The organism is Nocardiopsis sp. JB363 (assembly GCF_900143625.1).
Taxonomy (GTDB): Bacteria; Actinomycetota; Actinomycetes; order Streptosporangiales; family Streptosporangiaceae; genus Nocardiopsis.
This window is the reverse complement of sequence record NZ_FRFF01000084.1, coordinates 1-16,373: the sequence shown is the minus strand read 5'-3', so window position 1 is coordinate 16,373 and position 16,373 is coordinate 1. Positions and strand designations below refer to the sequence as shown.

The following is a 16,373-nucleotide window of genomic DNA, read 5'->3' as shown; positions in this document are numbered from 1 at the left end:
CAGAAGCGAGGAAAGCCTTTTCTTCGCTTCTGGTAGCAAGATCACGGGGGATGGGGACCCATGAGTCGATCCGGGCGAACGTTTCCGGTCACGGCACCTGCACGAGAGATCGACGTCAGACGGACCCGGCGAGGTCGGCGGCCGTCCAGGCCATCGCGATCGCGCCTTCGACGACGGCCTGGTCCGCGGTCGGGGTGACACAGGCCGCGGTGAACTCGGGTTGGTGGTTGGCCGCGGGAGCACAGTCCAACCCGAGCGTGGGGTGGATGGTGGGCACGACGTGGGAGACGTTGCCCATGTCGGTGGCGGCGCCGACGGCCGCGCCCTGCGGCAGGTCCGGGAAGACCCGACCGAGAGCCTCGGCGTTGGCCTGGTACAGGGCCAACATGCGGGGGTCGGGACGCAGGTCGGCGTAGTCCGGGCAGGCCTGGTCGGTGGACAGCTCACAGCCGGTGGCCAACGCTCCGGCCTCGAAACAGTGTTGGACACGTTCCCGCAGCGGCGCGAGCGCGTCCGAGGTCTGCGCCCGGACGATCCACCGGCCGCGGCTGGAGTCCGGGATGACGTTGGGCGCGGACCCGGCCTCGGTGACGATGCCCTGGATCAGCTCGCTACGGGTGGTCTGCTGACGCAGCAGGCCGATCGCCACCTGGGCGACCGTCATCGCGTCCGCGGCGTTGACCCCCAGTTCCGGAAAGGCGGCGGCGTGGGAGGGCGTGCCCCGGTAGGACACGTCGAACATGGAGATCGCCGATCCGGGCATGGTCGCCGTCTCGACGGGGGTGGGATGCACCATCATGGCGGCGTCGAGTCCGTCGAAGGCCCCGCGTTCGAGCATCAGGATCTTGCCGCCACCCCCCTCCTCGGCGGGTGTCCCGAGCACGGTGACGGTGAGCCCCAGGTCGTCGGCGAGTCCGGCCAGCCCCAGACCCGCGCCCACCGCAGCGGCGGCGATGACGTTGTGCCCGCAGGCGTGACCGATGTCCGGCAACGCGTCGTACTCGGCGCAGATCCCGACGTGCAGCGGCCCCGAACCCACGGTCGCGCGGACGGCGGTGGGCAGGCCGTAGCAGCCGTGCTCCACGGAGAAACCGGCACCGTCCAGCGCCTCGGCCACCCAGGCGCTGGCACGGACCTCCTCGAAGGCCAGTTCGGGATGCGCGTGGATCCGGTGGGACAGGTCCACCAGGGACCGTTCCGCCGCCCGGACCCGCCGCTCGACCTCGCTCTTGTGGTTCATGGGAGTCGACCTCACGCTCCCGGACGCGCGGCGATGTGCACGGTGGCCGGTCGGGTGGCGGCGTCGTAGGACGCGTGCGCCCCGGTCGCCCCCATCCCGCTGTCCCCCGCGGGTTCGTACCGTCCCTCGGGGCCGCCGCCCTGCCACTGGTTGACCCAGGTGATGCCGGCGGGGATCCGGGCGGCCGCGGTGATGTGCTCGGGGTCCTCGGTGTAGACGGTCGCGGCGAGGCCGAACCGGGACCGCGACGCGCGCTCCAGCCCCTCCTCGAAGGAGGAGACGACGGAGACCGGGACGACCGGCCCGAAGGTCTCCTCGGTCATGACCAGCATCGACTCGTCCACGTCGGTCAACACCGTGGCCGGGTAGAAGAAGCCCTTGCCTTCCGGTTCGATCCCGCCCGTGCGGACGGTCGCGCCCCGCGCCTCCGCGTCGGCGACGTGCCGCCGGACGGTGTCGCGCTGCCGCTCGTCGACCAGTGGCCCCAGCACGGTGTCCTCGTCGAGGCCGTTCCCGGTCGTGTAGGTTCCCGCCGCCGCCACGAGTGCGTCGACGAACTCCTCGGCGACGTCCCGGTGGACGTAGACGCGCTCCATCGAGGTGCAGATCTGTCCGGTGTTGACGAACGCGCCGAAGGCGACGGCGGTCGCGGTGGCGCGGACGTCGACCCCCGCGTCGACCACGACCGGGTCCTTGCCGCCGAGTTCGAGTACCGACCGGTGCAGCCGTTCCCCGGCTCCGGCCCCGATCCGGCGTCCGGTCTCGACCGAGCCGGTGAAGTGCACGAGCCGGATCTCCTCGTGCTCGGCCAGCGGTGCTCCGGCGCGGGCGTCCCCGAGGACGAGGTTGACCACGCCAGGCGGAAGGGACAGCAGCTCGAACAGCCGTACCGTCGACAACGGCGAGTGCTCCGAGGGCTTGACGACCACGGTGTTGCCCGACGCCAGCAGCGGACCCAGGGCGCCGAGCACCATCGGCACCGGGAAGTTCCAAGGCGTGATCACCGCGGTGGCTCCCAGCGGGTGCCGCAGGATCCGGGACCGGCTGCCGTCAGGCCGGCTGACCGTCTCCTCGAACGGGTACGTCAGCGCCTGATCGGCCGCGACCCGCAGACCGGCCACCGCGCCGTCGATGAACGAGCGGCCGAGCCCGACCGGCTTGCCCATCTCCCGGCACTCCAGCTCGGCCAGTTCGGAGACGTGCTCGGAGACCGCGTCGGCCCACGCGTGGATCCGCGCCACACGTTCGGCGAGCGGCAGGGCAGCCCATGCCGGCTGTGCCCGCACGGCGGCCGTCATCGCATGGTCGACGTCGTCCGCGCAGCCGCCGGGCAACCGCGCGATCAGCTCCTCGGTCGCCGGGTTGACGACGTCGAGTGACGTACCGCTCCGGGAGTCCTCCCAGGTGCCATCGATCAGGTTCTGCAGGGTCTTCATCCGAACGGACTCCTCTGACGGGGTGGGACGCGCGGTGGCACGGCCCGTGGAAGCAGGTGGGAACGGGGACTCAGTCGAGGCGGTCGGCCATGAGTTCACCGGTCATGATCGCGGCCAGGTTGGTGTTGGCCCGGGGGACGAGAGGGAAGATCGACGCGTCGACCACGCGCAGTCCGTCCACGCCCAGGACGCGGCACGCGGGGTCGACCACCGTGTCGGCGGCATCGGGAGATCCCATGCGGCAGGTGCTGGTGCCGTGCTGCGCGTCGGAGACCGTCGCCATCAGGTGGTCGTCGAGCGCGCCGTCGTCGTCGAGTGCGGCGAACAGGTCCGGGTTCGCGCTCTCCAACGAGCCCCGCGTGATCGCGGCGGTCTCGGGCCTGCGCGCCAGGTCGACCAGCGTCCGCACGCCCTCGCGCAGGCGGGCGAGGTCCCGTTCGTCGGAGAGCATCCTCTGCCGCACCAAGGGCTGGTCCATCGGGTCGGTCGAGGTCAGCGTCAGAACGCCGCGGGAGTGGTTCTGGTTGAGCCACACGCCGAAGGCGCCCGAGGCCGTGCCGGTCGAGGCGTTCGCCATGGACAGCACGTTCTGGTTCATGGAGACGAACATCAGGTCGTTGACCGGGGCGTCGGCGCCACTGGTCCAGCGGACGCAGACGTTGGTGTGCCGGTCGTTCGGCGTTGCGACAGCAGCCTCATCCGTCAGTGGGAGCGACACCATCGCCATCGGGTGGTCCTGCATGCCGCGCCCCACGGGAAGGTCCTGACGGACCTCGACGCCGAGGGAGCGAAGGTGTGCGGCCGGACCGATGCCCGAGCGCATGAGGATTCCGGGGGAGTGGATGACACCGGCGCTGAGGACCACCGTGTCCGCGTGCTCGGTCACCGTGGCACCGTCGGCCACGAACCGGACCCCCGTGGCGCGGTCGCCATCGAAGACGACCCGGTCCACCAGCGCGTCTCCGCGAATGGTGAGGGTGCCCAGCTCACGGGTCCCTTCCAGGTAGGCGTCGTTGACCGACACCCGCCGCCCGTCACGCGAGTTGATCGGGTAGGGCGAGACCCCCGTCGCCGACGGTGCGTTGACGTCCGGAGCCCAGGAGAACCCGGCGGCCAGGGCGGAATCGGCCAGTGCGATGTCCACCCCTCCCCACCGGCTCCGTGGTGTCCGATAGATCGGTGTCGGGCCGCCGCGACCGTGATACGCCTCGTCGCCGAAGTCCTCGTCGTCCTCCAGCTTGGCGAAGTAGGGCAGGACGTCGTCCGGTGCCCATCCCGAGCATCCGAGGGCGACCCAGTCCTCGAAGTCCGCCATCGGGGGACGGATCGCGATCTGCCCGTTGACCGAGGAGCTGCCGCCGACGCCCCGACCGCGCCAGTACGGGGCCTGCTGCTGCCTGTCGGTCCGCGAGGAGTTCAGGCCCGTCCAGACCAACCCTTCGGCGGCCGTGGGGTCCATCAGCGCGACGGCCGGATTCGGCGATCGCCACGCCTCGTGCATCTGCGCGGAACGGTAGTCGGGTCCCGACTCCAACAGGAGGACCCGTTTGCCCTTCTCCGCCGAGCGGACCGCGAGCGCCGCGCCCGCCGAGCCCGCGCCCACCACGATGACGTCCCAACCGTTGCTCGTCATGCTTCGTCTCCCGCCATAGGGTGATCGGCCGTAGGCTCATACCGCCTTGACTGCCCTGAGCTGGAATTGTGCTCCACGTCTCATGTTCAGTCAAGAGTGAATGTTCATTTTTCAATGAATGCAGGGGGGTTCGCGTGTCCTCGACAGCCGACGACGGCGACGGCGGCGGTCTCGACGCGCATGACGCACTCGTCGAGGAGTTCGGTACGCACATCGGTCGCGCGATGGGTTGGCCACCGATGGCGGGCCGGGCCGCAGGGGTGCTGATGCTCAGCGAGAGGCCGCTGACGATGGCGCAGTTGCAGGAGGAGCTCGACGCGAGCAAGGGCTCGGTGTCCGAGATGACCCGACTGCTCATCGCCAACGGCACGGTGGAACGCTTCAAGGAGCCGGGTAGCCGGCAGTTCGTGTACCGGTGGCGCGACGACGCCTGGATCGGTTGCCTGCAGCACGTCCTCGCCTCGACCACGGAACTGCGGGAACTGGCCGAACGCGCACAGGCCCGGGGCGCGGCCATGCCGGAGGAACAGCGCGATCGGCTGATCGAGATGCGGGAGTACTACCGCTTCATGGTGGGGCGCCTGGAGACGTTGCTGGAGGACTACACCGCAGGGTGGGAGGCACGCCAGGGGCGGGAGTGACGTGCCCGAGGACTCTGGGGCCTCCCCAGGGGCTCCCAACGCCCCGGAAACAACGAAGGGCGCCCCTCGAAGATGAGGAACGCCCAGTTCATGAAGGGTGAGCCCCCGGGGGATCGAACCCCGAACCCACGGATTAAAAGTCCGTTGCTCTGCCGATTGAGCTAGAGGCCCGCGCGTACGCCCTGGAGCCTGACCCCGGGCCGTCGCCGCGACAACTCTACCGCAGCCGTGGGTACTTGGGACGTCCGGCCACGGCCACCACCCCGGCTGTCACCTCGACGCGGTGAACGCTTCGGGCTGGCACTGTGGAGCCCGTAAGACCGACATGAGGCTGGATGGGACACCATGGTGCTCGACGACACGGACCTGAGATTGTTGCGCCTGCTCCAGCGCGACGGACGCGCCAGCTACGAGGCCCTGGCGCGGGAGGTCGGGCTCTCCCGTACCGCGGCCCGGATGCGCACGAACAAGCTGCTCGACAGCGGCCGGATCCGGGTCCGCGGAGTCGTCAGACCCGAGGTCACCGGGGCCACCACGGTCGGTCATGTGTCGGTGGCCATCGAGGGCTCCGCCGAGAAGGCCGCGAGCGCCCTGTCCCAGGTCCCGGACGTGGTCTACCTGGCGGTGGCGGCGGGCCGGTACCCCCTGGCCGCGGAACTGCGCACCACGGGGATGGAACGGCTCGCCGACGTGGTGGGGCGGATCCGCGCGCTACCGATGGTGCGTGACGTCGACACCCTGGTCTACAGCGCCATCCTGCGCGACCGCTTCCAGGCGGAGCGCCCCTACACGCCCACGGAGCTGGACACGACCGACCACGTACTGCTGAGGGAACTCCAGCAGGACGGCAGGATGCCCTTCTCCGAACTGGCCGTGAGCGCCGGACTGTCCGCGCCCGCCGCACGTGCTCGCGTGCTCAGGCTCCTGGAAGCGGGCGTGGTGCACGTGGGCGCCATGGTCGTGCCCGGCGCCCTGGGTGTGGAGTTCCTCTGCGGTTTCCTCCTGGCGGTCGACGATCCCGAGGGCGAGGCCCTTTCGGGCATCGCGAGGTCGGAGTCGACGGTGTTCCTGGCTCGGTGCATGGGCCGTGGAGACGCGGTGGGCACCGTCATGGGCGCCTCCCTGGATCAGGTGCTCCAGGAACTGGACCGGCTCCGGTCGACGCCCGGGGTGAGGCTGATCGAGTCATGGATGCACCTGCACCTGGCCAAAGAAACCTATGAAACCGACTTTGGTAGATGAAAACTTTGCACAGATAGGACTTGCCAAACTTTTCATCCACTGGATACCTTCCAGTGTGTCGACATGTCATTTGTGCTGCTCGACACACCGGAGGAGAACACCCATGGACACCGCCAAACGCGACGCGCATGCCTGGATGGATGCCCACAAGGAGCACCTGTCACAGTGGCACCGCACCATCTGGGACTACGCCGAGCCCGCCTGGCGTGAGTACCGATCGAGTGCCTGGTACGTGCGGACCCTGCGCGAGCACGGCTTCGAGGTCGAAGAGGGCAGCGGTGGCATGCCGACGGCCTTCTCCGCCACCTGGAGCAACGGACCCGGCCCCACCCTGCTGACCTACGCCGAGTACGACGCGGTTCCCGGAAACTCCCAGGCGCCCGTGGCCAACCGTGAGCCGCGCGAAGGCCAGAGCGAGTTCGCGCCGGGGCACACCGACCCCCACTCCGCCCTGGGCATGTCGACCCTGGCGGGGCTGCTCGCGGCACAGGACGCGATGAAGCGCAACGAAATCGGCGGCACCCTGCGCTACACCGGCGAGCCCGCGGAAAAGGTGCAGGGCTCCAAGGTCGTCCACGGCCTGCGCGGCTACTACGACGATGTCGACGCGATCATCAGTTTCCACCCCTTCTACATGCTCCCCCTGTGCAACACCACGCGGTGGGACACCCAGTGCGGCTCCTACTACAGCCGCGTGTACACCTTCATCTGCGACGAACCCGAGACCTGGTTGGCGGCCGACGAAGCCAGTCCCATCCCGGCCTCGCACTCCTCCGCACGCGCTCCGGGTGCCAACGCCGCCCTGTTCACGATGTACTCACTGACCAAGACCACCCAGGAGTCCATGCTGCCCTCGCACGGCGGCTGGTCCCTGACCGAGGCGCTGCTCCCCGCAGGTCAGGCCACCGCCGACAACCTCCCCGCACGGGTGGCCTCCATCCAGTACTCGTGGCGCTGCCCGGACCTGGACATGGCCGAACGCGTGCTCAGCGTCCTGGACCGCAACGCCGAGCACGCCGCCCAGGCTTCCCACTCACGCCTGGCCACGCGCTGGGTGGCCCGCAACCGTCCGGGCATCACCAACCACACCCTCGCGGAGGCCACGTACCGCAACCTGGCGGAGGTCGGCGCCCCGACCTACGGCCCCGAGGCCGTTGAGGCGGCGCGCATGGTCCAGAAGGGTCTGGGCTTCGAACCGATGGAAGACCCCTTCCTGGACGAGTGCCAGAGCCTGATCGAGCCGAAGGAGGCCGAGCGGGCGCTGCGTGAGCACATGCCGTCCTGGCAGACCAACTGGACCAGCGACGACTACGTCGAGATGACCTGGTACGCCCCCACGGTGCGCTTCTACGTGGCCCGCCCCGCGCTCAAGGTGCCCGAGGGGTCGCCCGGCTACCCGTCCTGGGTGATGAACGCCCTGGGCGGCATGCCCGAGGCCATCGACCCCACCATCGACACCGCCGGCCGTACCGTGGCCGGCACACTGCTGGATCTGATGCGCGACCCCCAGACCCTGGTCCGGGCCAAGGAGGAGTTCGACCAGCGTCGCGCCGAGCGCGGTGACACCCCGGCCCTGCTGGCCGCGGACTTCATGCCGCCCACCGAGCTGCCTTGGCCCGACTACGACAGCGGTACCGGTGCCTGGTCTCCCGCGGCCTCCTTCGAGACCGACGATCACGGACGGACGGTGCAGAGTCGATGACCGCCACCACATCCTCCGACAAGGTCACCAGTTCGTCGCGCCGGGCCGCCATCGGGTCCTTCATCGGCAGCACGGTCGAGTGGTACGACTTCTACGTCTTCACCATCGCCGCGGCCTTCCTGATGGGACCCCTCTTCTTTCCCCTCAGCGAGAACCCGTTCATCGGGGTCATGGCGGCCTTCGCCACGCACGCGGTCGGGTTCTTCGTCCGACCCCTGGGCGCTCTGGTCTTCGGGCACATGGGCGACCGGGTCGGACGCAAGAAGATCCTGGTCACCACGCTGCTCCTGATGGGCGTGGCCACCTTCTTCATCGGTCTGCTGCCCACCTATGAGCAGATCGGCATGGCCGCCCCCGTGATCCTGGTGGCCCTGCGACTGCTCCAGGGGTTCGCCGTCGGCGGCGAGTGGGGTGGCGCGGTACTGGTGGCCGTCGAGCACGCACCCGCGCGGCGTCGTACCTTCCTGGGCTCGTTCGCCCAACTCGGTTCCTCCGCGGGTTCCCTGCTGGCGACCGGATCGTTCGCCCTGCTGAGCCTGGTCGGGGAGGACTTCCTGATCAACGGTGGTTGGCGCATCCCCTTCCTCCTGAGCGCGGTGATGGTCGTCATCGGCCTGGCCATCCGGATGAAGGTCGACGAGTCACCGGTCATGACCGAACTCCAACGCACCGAGGGCGTCTCACAGCGCCCCGCGGTCGAGGCCGTCCGCGGTTCCTGGCGCCAGATCCTGATGGGTATCGGCCTTCTCTCGGTCGGGGTGGGGGGCTACTACGTGGTCACCAGTTTTGTGATCACCTACGGCACCGTGGATCTCGGCCTGTCCGAGAGCATGCTCCTCAACGCCATCACCGTGGCCTCGCTCGCGGAGTTCCTCACCGTCCCCGTCCTGGCTCTGCTGGGCGACCGGATAGGCGCGCGCCGGGTGATCGGCTGGAGCATGCTCCTGGTGGCGGTCGCGTCGATTCCCCTGTTCGGACTGATGGCCACCGGTAGCGTCGTGCTCATCTGGGGCGTGATGTGCGTCGTCCGCATCGGCATGGCGGGTTCCTACGGTCTGGTGGGCTCGGTCCTGGCCGAGTCCTTCCCCGCCCGTACCCGCTACACGGGTATCTCGCTGACCTACCAGCTGTGCGCCATGATCTTCGGGTCCATGTCGGCGCTGGTCGCCACGGGTCTGCTGGCCCTGACCGGTTCGCCGTGGTCGGTAGTGGGCTACCTGGTGGCCATGTGTGTGCTGGGAGCGGTGTGCAACAGAGGACTCTCCCGATACGGGCACCACATGGACGCCGTCGAACGGAGCGCGGGGGCGTAGCCGTGCACGTCCGCGGACGGGACCGGGGCCGGGCTCGGTGGAGACCGGCCCTCGCTGGTGGGTCTCCGGTAACAGGACAGGGCCCGGCCCGGCTGGGACAAAACGCCACATAGCGACGTGAAATCCCCCGGCCCCGTGAACTTTTCATCTGTGGTGTCGGGGTTCGATCTCCGGGGGATCACCAGAAATCCCCAGGTCAGTACGTATTCAACGTGCTCGACCTGGGGTTTTCGCGTGCCTGGGGCCTCGCTGCACCTCCTCGACCACCGGGGCGCAGAGCCCCCTGCTCGCGGCTCCGGGGGGCCGATGGCCCGGATGGCGCCTCCCCGCGTAGGCCCGGGTCTGGTCTGGACAAGCAGCCCTTCCGGCTCGAAGAGCCCCGCCCCCACCGGGTGAGGGGTGCCCGCGGTGGTGTCCTGCCCCCCACGATTCTCCCGTCTCGACCCGTGCTTCGCCCAGTAGCGGTGTGTCACCTCCCGCCCGTGACATTCGTGGCGTCCAAGTCATGACGCGGCATCACTGTCGGACACACGCGATGCGCAAAAGACTGTGTCGTGGACGCGGTGGTCGAGCCGGAGCGTCCCGGGCCCGCGGTCGGCCCGGCGCCGCCGGCTCCGGACCGCGACTTCCGGACACCAACGAGAGGAACGACATGGCACTGCCGGCACTGATCTCGGTCGAGGACATGTTCGGTTCACCGGAGCGCACCCGGCCCCTGATCTCGCCGGACGGCGCCCAGGTCGCCTTTCTGGCTCCGTGGAAGAACCAACTCAACGTCTGGCTCCAGGACCTGGACACCGACACCGAGCCGCGCTGCGTGACCAACGACGAGACCCGCAGCGTGATCCGCTACGAGTGGGCCGACGACCCCCGTTGGCTGCTCTACCTCCAGGACGTCGGCGGCGACGAGAACTGGCATCTGTACCGCGTGGACCTGGATTCTCCGGACGCTGACGCGGTCGACCTCACACCGTTCCCCGGAGACAGGGTCATCAGTTTCGAGCCCGTCGCCGGGCGCCCCGGTAAGAGGAAGCTGGTGATCGGCAGAGCGGCCGGGAGCATCGAGACCCACGAGCTGGACATCGCCTCCGGGGAGATCGTGTCGATGGAGGAGGATCCCGAGCACCTGGCGGCCCTCAGAATGGCCGAGGAGAGCGAGTGGCTCGACGGCACCGACTACCCCCTGGGCGTCTTCCCGACCACGATCACACCGGACCGCACCGGGATGTGGATCGGCTCCCACCTGGGCACCGACCGCACCCGGCTGGTGCGGGTCGATCTGGCCACCGGGGAGGGGACCGAGGTCGACAGCCACCCGACCCACGACATCGACACCCGGTCCCTGGTCTTCCCCACACTCCCCCCACCGCTGATCCAGGACCGGCAGGGAGAGTTGCTCGGGGTGCGCTACCTCGGGGAACGGCAGGTGATCCACGCACTGGACCCGCACTTCGCCGAGGTCCTGGAGAACCTGGAGAAGCTGTCCGAGGGAGACCTCTCCGCGATGTCCACCGACGAGAGCGGCCAGCGGTGGGTCGTCACCTTCACCCACGACCGCGACCCCGGGGTGACCTGGTTCTACGACCACGCCACCGGCGAGAGCCGGCTGCTGTTCCGGCCCTACCCGCATCTGGACCCTGAGGTGTTGGCACCGATGCGGCCGGTCACGATCACCGCGCGCGACGGACTGAAGCTGCCGTCCTACCTCACACTTCCCGTGGGGCTGGACCCCGTGGGGCTGCCCATGGTGCTGCTGGTCCACGGCGGACCGTGGGCCCGGGACAGCTGGGGGTTCGACCACTCCGTGCAGCTGCTCGCCAACCGTGGCTACGCGGTGCTCCAGGTCAACTTCCGCGGATCGACCGGGTTCGGCAAGGCCCACATGGAGGCCGCGATCGGTGAGTTCGCGGGCAAGATGCACGACGACCTGATCGACGGCGTGGACTGGGCGGTGGCGCAGGGCTACGCGGACCCGGACCGGGTGGCGATCTTCGGCGGTTCCTACGGCGGCTACGCGACTCTGGTGGGGGTCACCTTCACCCCGGACCGCTTCGCCGCGGCCGTCGGTTACGTCGGCGTCTCGAACCTGGCGAACTACATGCGGACCCAGCCCGTGTTCCTCCGTCCCGCGCTGGTCAACAACTGGTACCGCTACGTCGGCGACCCCGACGTCCCGGAGCAGGAGGCGGACATGCTCGCCCGCTCGCCGATCAGCCGGATCGACGAGATCCGCACACCGCTGATGCTGGTCCAGGGCGCGAACGACTCCCGCGTCGTGCGGGACGAGTCCGACCAGATCGCCGAAGGGCTGCGCGCCCGCGGGGTGGACATCGAGTACATCGTCTTCGACGACGAGGGGCACGGGTTCGTGCACCCGAAGAACCTGATCACTATGTTCGACTCCGCGGAGCGCTTCCTCGCCGAGCACCTGGGAGGACGGACCGAACAGGCCTAGCAGAACAGGGCTGAGCGCCCGCGGAGAACCGAACGCCCGGACGGATCCACCCGTCCGGGTGTTCGCGTGTGTGCGGAGCGTTGATGACCAGGGGCGGAGCCGGGGGTAGTGACACCACGTCATGGGTGCGCCCCCAGGAATGTCATGCGCGGGTGTTGACGTGAGGGCACTGCCGGGCCAACTCTCCAACGGCTTGAATAAAGGAGAAGGAAAGCAGAGGAGCAACCGCTTACAGGCCGAACCGCCCCTTTCAAAACTTCCGAAGGCAGGAGAAGCCCCCATGAGTCACCAGACCGCGATCACGAACTTCGAGCAGGAAGACCGGAACGCGCAGGAGTCGCAGGACGTGCACTCCGAGCAGCCGGTGGACATCAAGCAGGAAGTGCTCAAGGGCCTGGGCGGCACCTCGGGGATGATCTACTCCGTTCTGCCGGTCGTGGTCTTCGCGATGGCCGTTCCCTTCCTTTCGCTGTTGGCCGCGATCGGGGCTGCGATCGCTGTGGCTCTGGTGTTGGCCGGGTATCGGCTGTGGCGTGGTGAGCAGGTCATGGCCGCGTTGGGCGGGGTCTTCGGTGTGGCTGTGGCCGGCGGTGTGTCGGCCGCGACCGGGTCGGCCAACGACTTCTTCCTGATCGGGATCTGGGCGTCGCTGGTGGGGGCGGTGATCCTGCTGGTGACGTTGGTGGTTCGTCGGCCGTTGACCGGGGTCATCTGGAACGCCTTCCATGGTGGTGAGAACCCCTGGCGTGAGGAGCGGGGCGTGTTGCTGGGGCACGATCTGGCGACCTTCGCGGTGATGGTGATTCTCGCCGGCCGGTTCGCTGTGCGGCAGTGGCTCTACCTGGCTGATTCCACGACCTGGCTCGCGGTCGCTGACACGGTGACGGGTTTTCCGTTGACGGCGGTGGGCGCGGTGGTGATCGTGTGGGCGTTCCGTCGCTCCACCAAGCGTCTGCTCAAGAACGACACCGCCCAGACCGCCACCACCCCGACCAGCGCGTAGACCAGCGAGACCAGCACACAGACCAGCGAGACCAGCGCACAGACCAGCGCGCAGGGCTGACCTGACGAACACCGCGCCATCCACCGTTCGGTGGGTGGCGCGGTGTTCGTCGTTTCCGTGGTGGATCGTGCGGGGCGCGGGGCCATGAACCTCTACGAGGTGCGGGTGGGTTCAACCCATGATCTGGCGGGGTGTCAGCGGTCGACGGATTCCAGGGTGGACTCCAAGAGCCCCAGGCTCGCTGATATCCCGGATCGCTGTTCCTCGGAGAGCCCTTCGATGGTGAGGCGCTCCAGTTCGCTCCACATCCGGTCCACCTTTGGGCGCAGGGCCAGGCCGGCCTCGGTGACCTCGACGATCATCACGCGCCGGTCAGTGAGGGACGGCGTGCGACGCACCAGCCCCGACTTCTCCAGCCGGGAGATGCTGCGCGTCATGGTGGGGGCGTCCGACTCCAGGGACGCGACCAGGTCGACCTGTCGCTGTGGTCCCCCGGACCACAGGGTCATCAGCACGAGTTCCTGACCCGGGTGCAGGCCGGTTTCGCGTAGCAACCTGCCCGCGAGCGACTTGTGGAGCCGTGCCACCCGGAAGATCGCGTGGCTGACCGAGCCGCCATCGAGCCCTGTGACCTGTTTCGATTCCTCCTCTGGCATGTCCATGCTCCCACCTCCAGAAAAAAGGTTGTCCGGCTAAGGAATTTGCGCCGGCGTTTTAGTTGTTCGGCTAACTATAAGCCCACCTCGGATATTCAGGAGAGTCTCGATGTCGACCGCCTTCACCCCACTGACCGCCGGCGGCCTCCAGCTGCGCAACCGGATCGTCATGGCCCCGATGACCCGCAGCCGCGCGGACGGCACGCTTCCCACCGCCGACATGACCACCTACTACACCCAGCGCGCGAGCGCCGGCCTGATCGTCACCGAGGGGGTCCAGCCCTCGGCGATCGGTCAGGGCTACCCGTTCACGCCCGGCCTGCACTCCGCCGAACAGGTCGACGGATGGCGGGCCGTGACCGACGGCGTGCACGCGGCCGGTGGCACGATCGTCGCTCAGCTCATGCACACGGGGCGTATCGGCCATCCCAGCACGACGAAGGCGGTCGGTAACGGCGCGCTGAACCCCGTCGGTCCCTCGTCGGTACGGGCGGCGGGCCAGGTCTTCACTCCGTCGGGTCCACAGGAACACGTCGTCCCCGATGAGCTCACCGAGGAACAGATCGTCGCTACGATCGCGGACTTCGCCCGTGCCGCCCGCAACGCCGTCGCCGCCGGATTCGACGGCGTCGAGATCCACGGAGCCAACGGCTACCTGCTGCACCAGTTCCTGTCCACCAACGCCAACCGGCGCACCGACGACTGGGGCGGTTCGCCGGAGAACCGGATGCGTTTCACGGTCGAGGTCACCAAGGCGGTGGCCGCCGCCATCGGAGCCGACCGAACCGGCATCCGGCTCTCTCCGGCCAACGGCCTGGGGGACACCGTCGAGGACGATCACCGCACGCTCTACCCCCGGCTGGTCACCGAACTCGACGGGTTCGGTCTGGCCTACCTGCACTTGGTCGAAGCCGGAGATCCCTCTTTGACCCCGGTGTTGCGCGGTGCCTGGTCCGGTGCGTTCATCCTCAACCCGGCCGACACCGCCCGATCCGGCTGGGCGGACCGTCTCGGCTTGGTCGCCGATGGCGACGCCGACGCCGTGTCCTTCGCCCGACCGTTCATCGCCAACCCCGACCTGGTCTCCCGGCTCGCCGCCGGCGCCGAGCTCGCCGAGCCCGATCTCGGCCTCGCCTACGGGGGCGATCACCGGGGCTACACCGACTACCCCACCCTCGCCGGCGAACTGCCGGTGCTCTGAACGACGTTCTCCACGACCGACACGATCGAAAGGAAGTAGGACCATGCGAGCCCACGTTCTGCACAACTATGGGCTCGATGGCATGACCCTGACCGACGTGCCCGAACCGGAGGTCGGCCCCGGCGAGGTCAATCCGTGTCGAACACATCGCCGTGAACCCGCTCGACTGGAAGATCCGCGACGGCCACCTCGCCGAGATGGTGTCACCGAGCCTGCCGACCGTCATCGGCACCGATATGGCCGGCACCATGTTGGCGGTCGGCGAGGGTGTCGACGACCTGTCCACTGGGGATCAGGTGGTCGGGTTCGCGGACTCGGGGGCCTTCGCCGCCGTGGCGGTCACCCGTCGAACCCGCGTGACCAAGGTGCCAGCCGGGCTCGATCTTCGCCACGCGGTGGCCGTCGCGACCTCCGCCGAGACCGCGCAGAGAGTCCCGGCGCTCCTCGATCTACTACCAGGCACACGCCTTGGACGCGATCGTGCCGCAGATGTCCCTGTCACTGATGACGGGGGTGCGCACGCTCATGGACTTGCTCAACGGTTGGGAGGAGCTGGAGGCCGTCGACGGCACACCGCTTCTGCACACTGGTCACGGCAGCTCCGAGGACCGTGAATCGCTGATCGAGCTCCTGGCCCGGCACTTCCCTGACTGGCCGGTCAACGATCCTGACCCACAGTAGTCTGACGCCGTCCCGGGAACCGTGCAGTCACAGCAGGAGTAGCGTTCACATGGCCAAGTCAGCAGCCCCCTCCGGTACGAGGGACTTCCTCGCCGACGACCTGCGTCGTCGTCGTGCGGCGTTCGCCACCGTCAGCGACGTCTTCGAGCGGTACGGGTTCGATCCGCTGGAGACCCCCGCGTTCGAGCGGCTGGAGGTGCTGACCGGTAAGTACGGCGAAGAGGCTTCCCAGCTCCTGTTCAAGATCCTGCGTCGCGGGGTCCACGAGGCCTCGGGCAAGCCCGATCTGGCGCTGCGCTACGACCACACGGTTCCCCTGGCCCGGGTCATCGGCACCCACGGGGCGAAGCTGCCCAACCCCTACAAGCGCTACGCCATCGGCCCGGTGTGGCGGGCCGACCGCCCCCAGGAGGGCCGGTTCCGGGAGTTCGTGCAGTGCGACATCGACACGGTGGGTTCGTCCTCCCCGCTGGCCGACGCCGAGATCGTCCTGGCCTTGGCCGAGAGCCTGGATGCTCTGGGGGTGAACCGCGTCCCCTTGGCACAGGCCGGCGCCGATCTTCGGGAGCGTCTCGAAAGTTTTCGCTCGACCGGGGGCAGTCCGTCACGTATGCCAGAGGTCGAGCGACTCCCAACCCTGAGGAACTCCCATCGATCCTAGCGACAGCGCATATGACGTCGGGAACGTCTGCAACAAGGCGACCAGTTGCTGGTTCCAGTGCGGTTCGGTCTCGATCGACGGGAGGAGGTAGGCGATGACCGCGAGAGCGTTGTACGTACCGAAGACGCCCTTGGAAGTCGTCTCTTCCCGAAGATGGTCGAGGAGAGGCGCCTGCCCTACTTTGGGTCGTGATGGGGCGTACTGAAGCTTCCTGTTGAACCAGGGCCCCGGCAAAGTCAGGTCTGTAGGAGTCTGAGCGGGCGAGCCTCGTCGCGGATCATGTGACGGTTGGCCTCGGCGATGTTGTCGAACCCGGCTGCTCTGAGCAGCCCGATCGCGGTGTTGCGCAGAGCCGCCATAACCTGCGGAGCGCTGCCCGTGCGCACCTGGGAGCGGTCCTCGTCGTAGGTCACATCCCGCACGTGGTGAAGCTTGTTCTCGATCCCCCAGTACCGGCGCACCCACCCGGACAGCACCAACGCAGGCGCAACGCGGTGGTCGGCCGAGGT

13 protein-coding genes, 1 tRNA gene and 2 pseudogenes are annotated in these 16,373 nt (G+C 68.6%); 10 read left to right on the top strand and 6 right to left on the bottom strand.

Annotated elements, in window-relative coordinates:
• Positions 1–115: 115 nt before the first annotated feature.
• From BQ8420_RS12360 to BQ8420_RS12350, 3 genes are all read right to left on the bottom strand, one after another.
• A complete protein-coding gene (locus BQ8420_RS12360; protein WP_087098531.1) occupies positions 116–1,240 on the bottom strand; it encodes a M20 family metallopeptidase in 1,125 nt (374 codons plus the stop codon).
• An 11-nt stretch (positions 1,241–1,251) separates the two neighbouring features.
• Entirely contained in the window at positions 1,252–2,676 is a 1,425-nt protein-coding gene (locus BQ8420_RS12355) for an aldehyde dehydrogenase (protein WP_087098529.1), read from the bottom strand.
• 70 nt (positions 2,677–2,746) lie between these two features.
• On the bottom strand, positions 2,747–4,309 hold the full coding sequence (locus BQ8420_RS12350; protein ID WP_087098527.1) for a GMC family oxidoreductase: 1,563 nt from the start codon (positions 4,307–4,309) through the stop codon (positions 2,747–2,749).
• A 134-nt stretch (positions 4,310–4,443) separates the two neighbouring features.
• Here BQ8420_RS12350 and BQ8420_RS12345 point away from each other — a divergent pair, with 134 nt between their 5' ends.
• The gene (locus tag BQ8420_RS12345) at positions 4,444–4,950 is read left to right on the top strand and encodes a GbsR/MarR family transcriptional regulator (RefSeq protein WP_087098525.1); all 507 of its coding nucleotides are present in this window, start codon (positions 4,444–4,446) and stop codon (positions 4,948–4,950) included.
• Positions 4,951–5,048: 98 nt separating this feature from the next.
• Here the strand turns inward: BQ8420_RS12345 and BQ8420_RS12340 are convergent.
• Positions 5,049–5,121 (bottom strand) — tRNA-Lys (locus BQ8420_RS12340).
• A gap of 174 nt (positions 5,122–5,295) precedes the next feature.
• On the opposite strand from BQ8420_RS12340, the gene BQ8420_RS12335 reads away from it, so the two are divergent.
• The 5 genes from BQ8420_RS12335 (at position 5,296) to BQ8420_RS12315 (ending at position 12,665) form a co-directional block, all read left to right on the top strand.
• Positions 5,296–6,192 carry an Lrp/AsnC family transcriptional regulator gene (locus BQ8420_RS12335; RefSeq protein ID WP_087098523.1) on the top strand — a complete coding sequence of 299 codons (897 nt, stop codon included), beginning with the start codon at positions 5,296–5,298 and terminating at the stop codon, positions 6,190–6,192.
• 103 nt (positions 6,193–6,295) lie between these two features.
• The gene (locus tag BQ8420_RS12330; RefSeq protein ID WP_200815910.1) at positions 6,296–7,894 is read left to right on the top strand and encodes a hypothetical protein; all 1,599 of its coding nucleotides are present in this window, start codon (positions 6,296–6,298) and stop codon (positions 7,892–7,894) included.
• The gene (locus BQ8420_RS12325; protein WP_087098521.1) at positions 7,891–9,207 is read left to right on the top strand and encodes an MFS transporter; all 1,317 of its coding nucleotides are present in this window, start codon (positions 7,891–7,893) and stop codon (positions 9,205–9,207) included. The genes BQ8420_RS12330 and BQ8420_RS12325 overlap by 4 nt, the downstream gene beginning before the upstream one ends.
• Positions 9,208–9,859: 652 nt before the next feature.
• Positions 9,860–11,662 carry a S9 family peptidase gene (locus tag BQ8420_RS12320; protein WP_087098519.1) on the top strand — a complete coding sequence of 601 codons (1,803 nt, stop codon included), beginning with the start codon at positions 9,860–9,862 and terminating at the stop codon, positions 11,660–11,662.
• A 280-nt stretch (positions 11,663–11,942) separates the two neighbouring features.
• Complete coding sequence (locus BQ8420_RS12315) at positions 11,943–12,665, top strand: DUF3159 domain-containing protein (protein WP_087098517.1); 723 nt, start codon at positions 11,943–11,945, stop codon at positions 12,663–12,665.
• Between the two features lie 194 nt (positions 12,666–12,859).
• Here BQ8420_RS12315 and BQ8420_RS12310 read toward each other — a convergent pair whose 3' ends face one another.
• Positions 12,860–13,327 (bottom strand): MarR family winged helix-turn-helix transcriptional regulator, encoded by a 468-nt coding sequence (locus BQ8420_RS12310; RefSeq protein ID WP_087098515.1) that lies wholly within the window; start codon positions 13,325–13,327, stop codon positions 12,860–12,862.
• Between the two features lie 103 nt (positions 13,328–13,430).
• On the opposite strand from BQ8420_RS12310, the gene BQ8420_RS12305 reads away from it, so the two are divergent.
• The 4 genes and pseudogenes from BQ8420_RS12305 (at position 13,431) to BQ8420_RS12290 (ending at position 15,864) form a co-directional block, all read left to right on the top strand.
• Positions 13,431–14,522 (top strand): alkene reductase, encoded by a 1,092-nt coding sequence (locus BQ8420_RS12305; RefSeq protein WP_087098513.1) that lies wholly within the window; start codon positions 13,431–13,433, stop codon positions 14,520–14,522.
• A 131-nt stretch (positions 14,523–14,653) separates the two neighbouring features.
• Positions 14,654–14,881: pseudogene (locus BQ8420_RS33210) on the top strand (alcohol dehydrogenase catalytic domain-containing protein); the annotation flags it as partial.
• Between the two features lie 130 nt (positions 14,882–15,011).
• Positions 15,012–15,203: a hypothetical protein gene (locus BQ8420_RS12295; RefSeq protein WP_235006121.1), complete on the top strand. Its 192-nt coding sequence runs from the start codon at positions 15,012–15,014 to the stop codon at positions 15,201–15,203.
• A gap of 49 nt (positions 15,204–15,252) precedes the next feature.
• Entirely contained in the window at positions 15,253–15,864 is a 612-nt protein-coding gene (locus BQ8420_RS12290) for an ATP phosphoribosyltransferase regulatory subunit (protein ID WP_235006120.1), read from the top strand.
• 236 nt (positions 15,865–16,100) lie between these two features.
• Here BQ8420_RS12290 and BQ8420_RS12280 read toward each other — a convergent pair.
• Positions 16,101–16,373, bottom strand: a pseudogene (locus tag BQ8420_RS12280) (ISAs1 family transposase); the annotation flags it as partial.

Coding starts and splice junctions, on each gene's coding strand:
- BQ8420_RS12290 (WP_235006120.1), top strand. CDS start 15,253: ATGGCCAAGTCAGCAGCCCCCTCCGGTACGAGGGACTTCCTCGCCGAC.
- BQ8420_RS12295 (WP_235006121.1), top strand. CDS start 15,012: ATGTCCCTGTCACTGATGACGGGGGTGCGCACGCTCATGGACTTGCTC.
- BQ8420_RS12315 (WP_087098517.1), top strand. CDS start 11,943: ATGAGTCACCAGACCGCGATCACGAACTTCGAGCAGGAAGACCGGAAC.
- BQ8420_RS12335 (WP_087098523.1), top strand. CDS start 5,296: ATGGTGCTCGACGACACGGACCTGAGATTGTTGCGCCTGCTCCAGCGC.
- BQ8420_RS12355 (WP_087098529.1), bottom strand. CDS start 2,676: ATGAAGACCCTGCAGAACCTGATCGATGGCACCTGGGAGGACTCCCGG.
- BQ8420_RS12330 (WP_200815910.1), top strand. CDS start 6,296: ATGGACACCGCCAAACGCGACGCGCATGCCTGGATGGATGCCCACAAG.
- BQ8420_RS12320 (WP_087098519.1), top strand. CDS start 9,860: ATGGCACTGCCGGCACTGATCTCGGTCGAGGACATGTTCGGTTCACCG.
- BQ8420_RS12350 (WP_087098527.1), bottom strand. CDS start 4,309: ATGACGAGCAACGGTTGGGACGTCATCGTGGTGGGCGCGGGCTCGGCG.
- BQ8420_RS12360 (WP_087098531.1), bottom strand. CDS start 1,240: ATGAACCACAAGAGCGAGGTCGAGCGGCGGGTCCGGGCGGCGGAACGG.
- BQ8420_RS12325 (WP_087098521.1), top strand. CDS start 7,891: ATGACCGCCACCACATCCTCCGACAAGGTCACCAGTTCGTCGCGCCGG.
- BQ8420_RS12310 (WP_087098515.1), bottom strand. CDS start 13,327: ATGGACATGCCAGAGGAGGAATCGAAACAGGTCACAGGGCTCGATGGC.
- BQ8420_RS12305 (WP_087098513.1), top strand. CDS start 13,431: ATGTCGACCGCCTTCACCCCACTGACCGCCGGCGGCCTCCAGCTGCGC.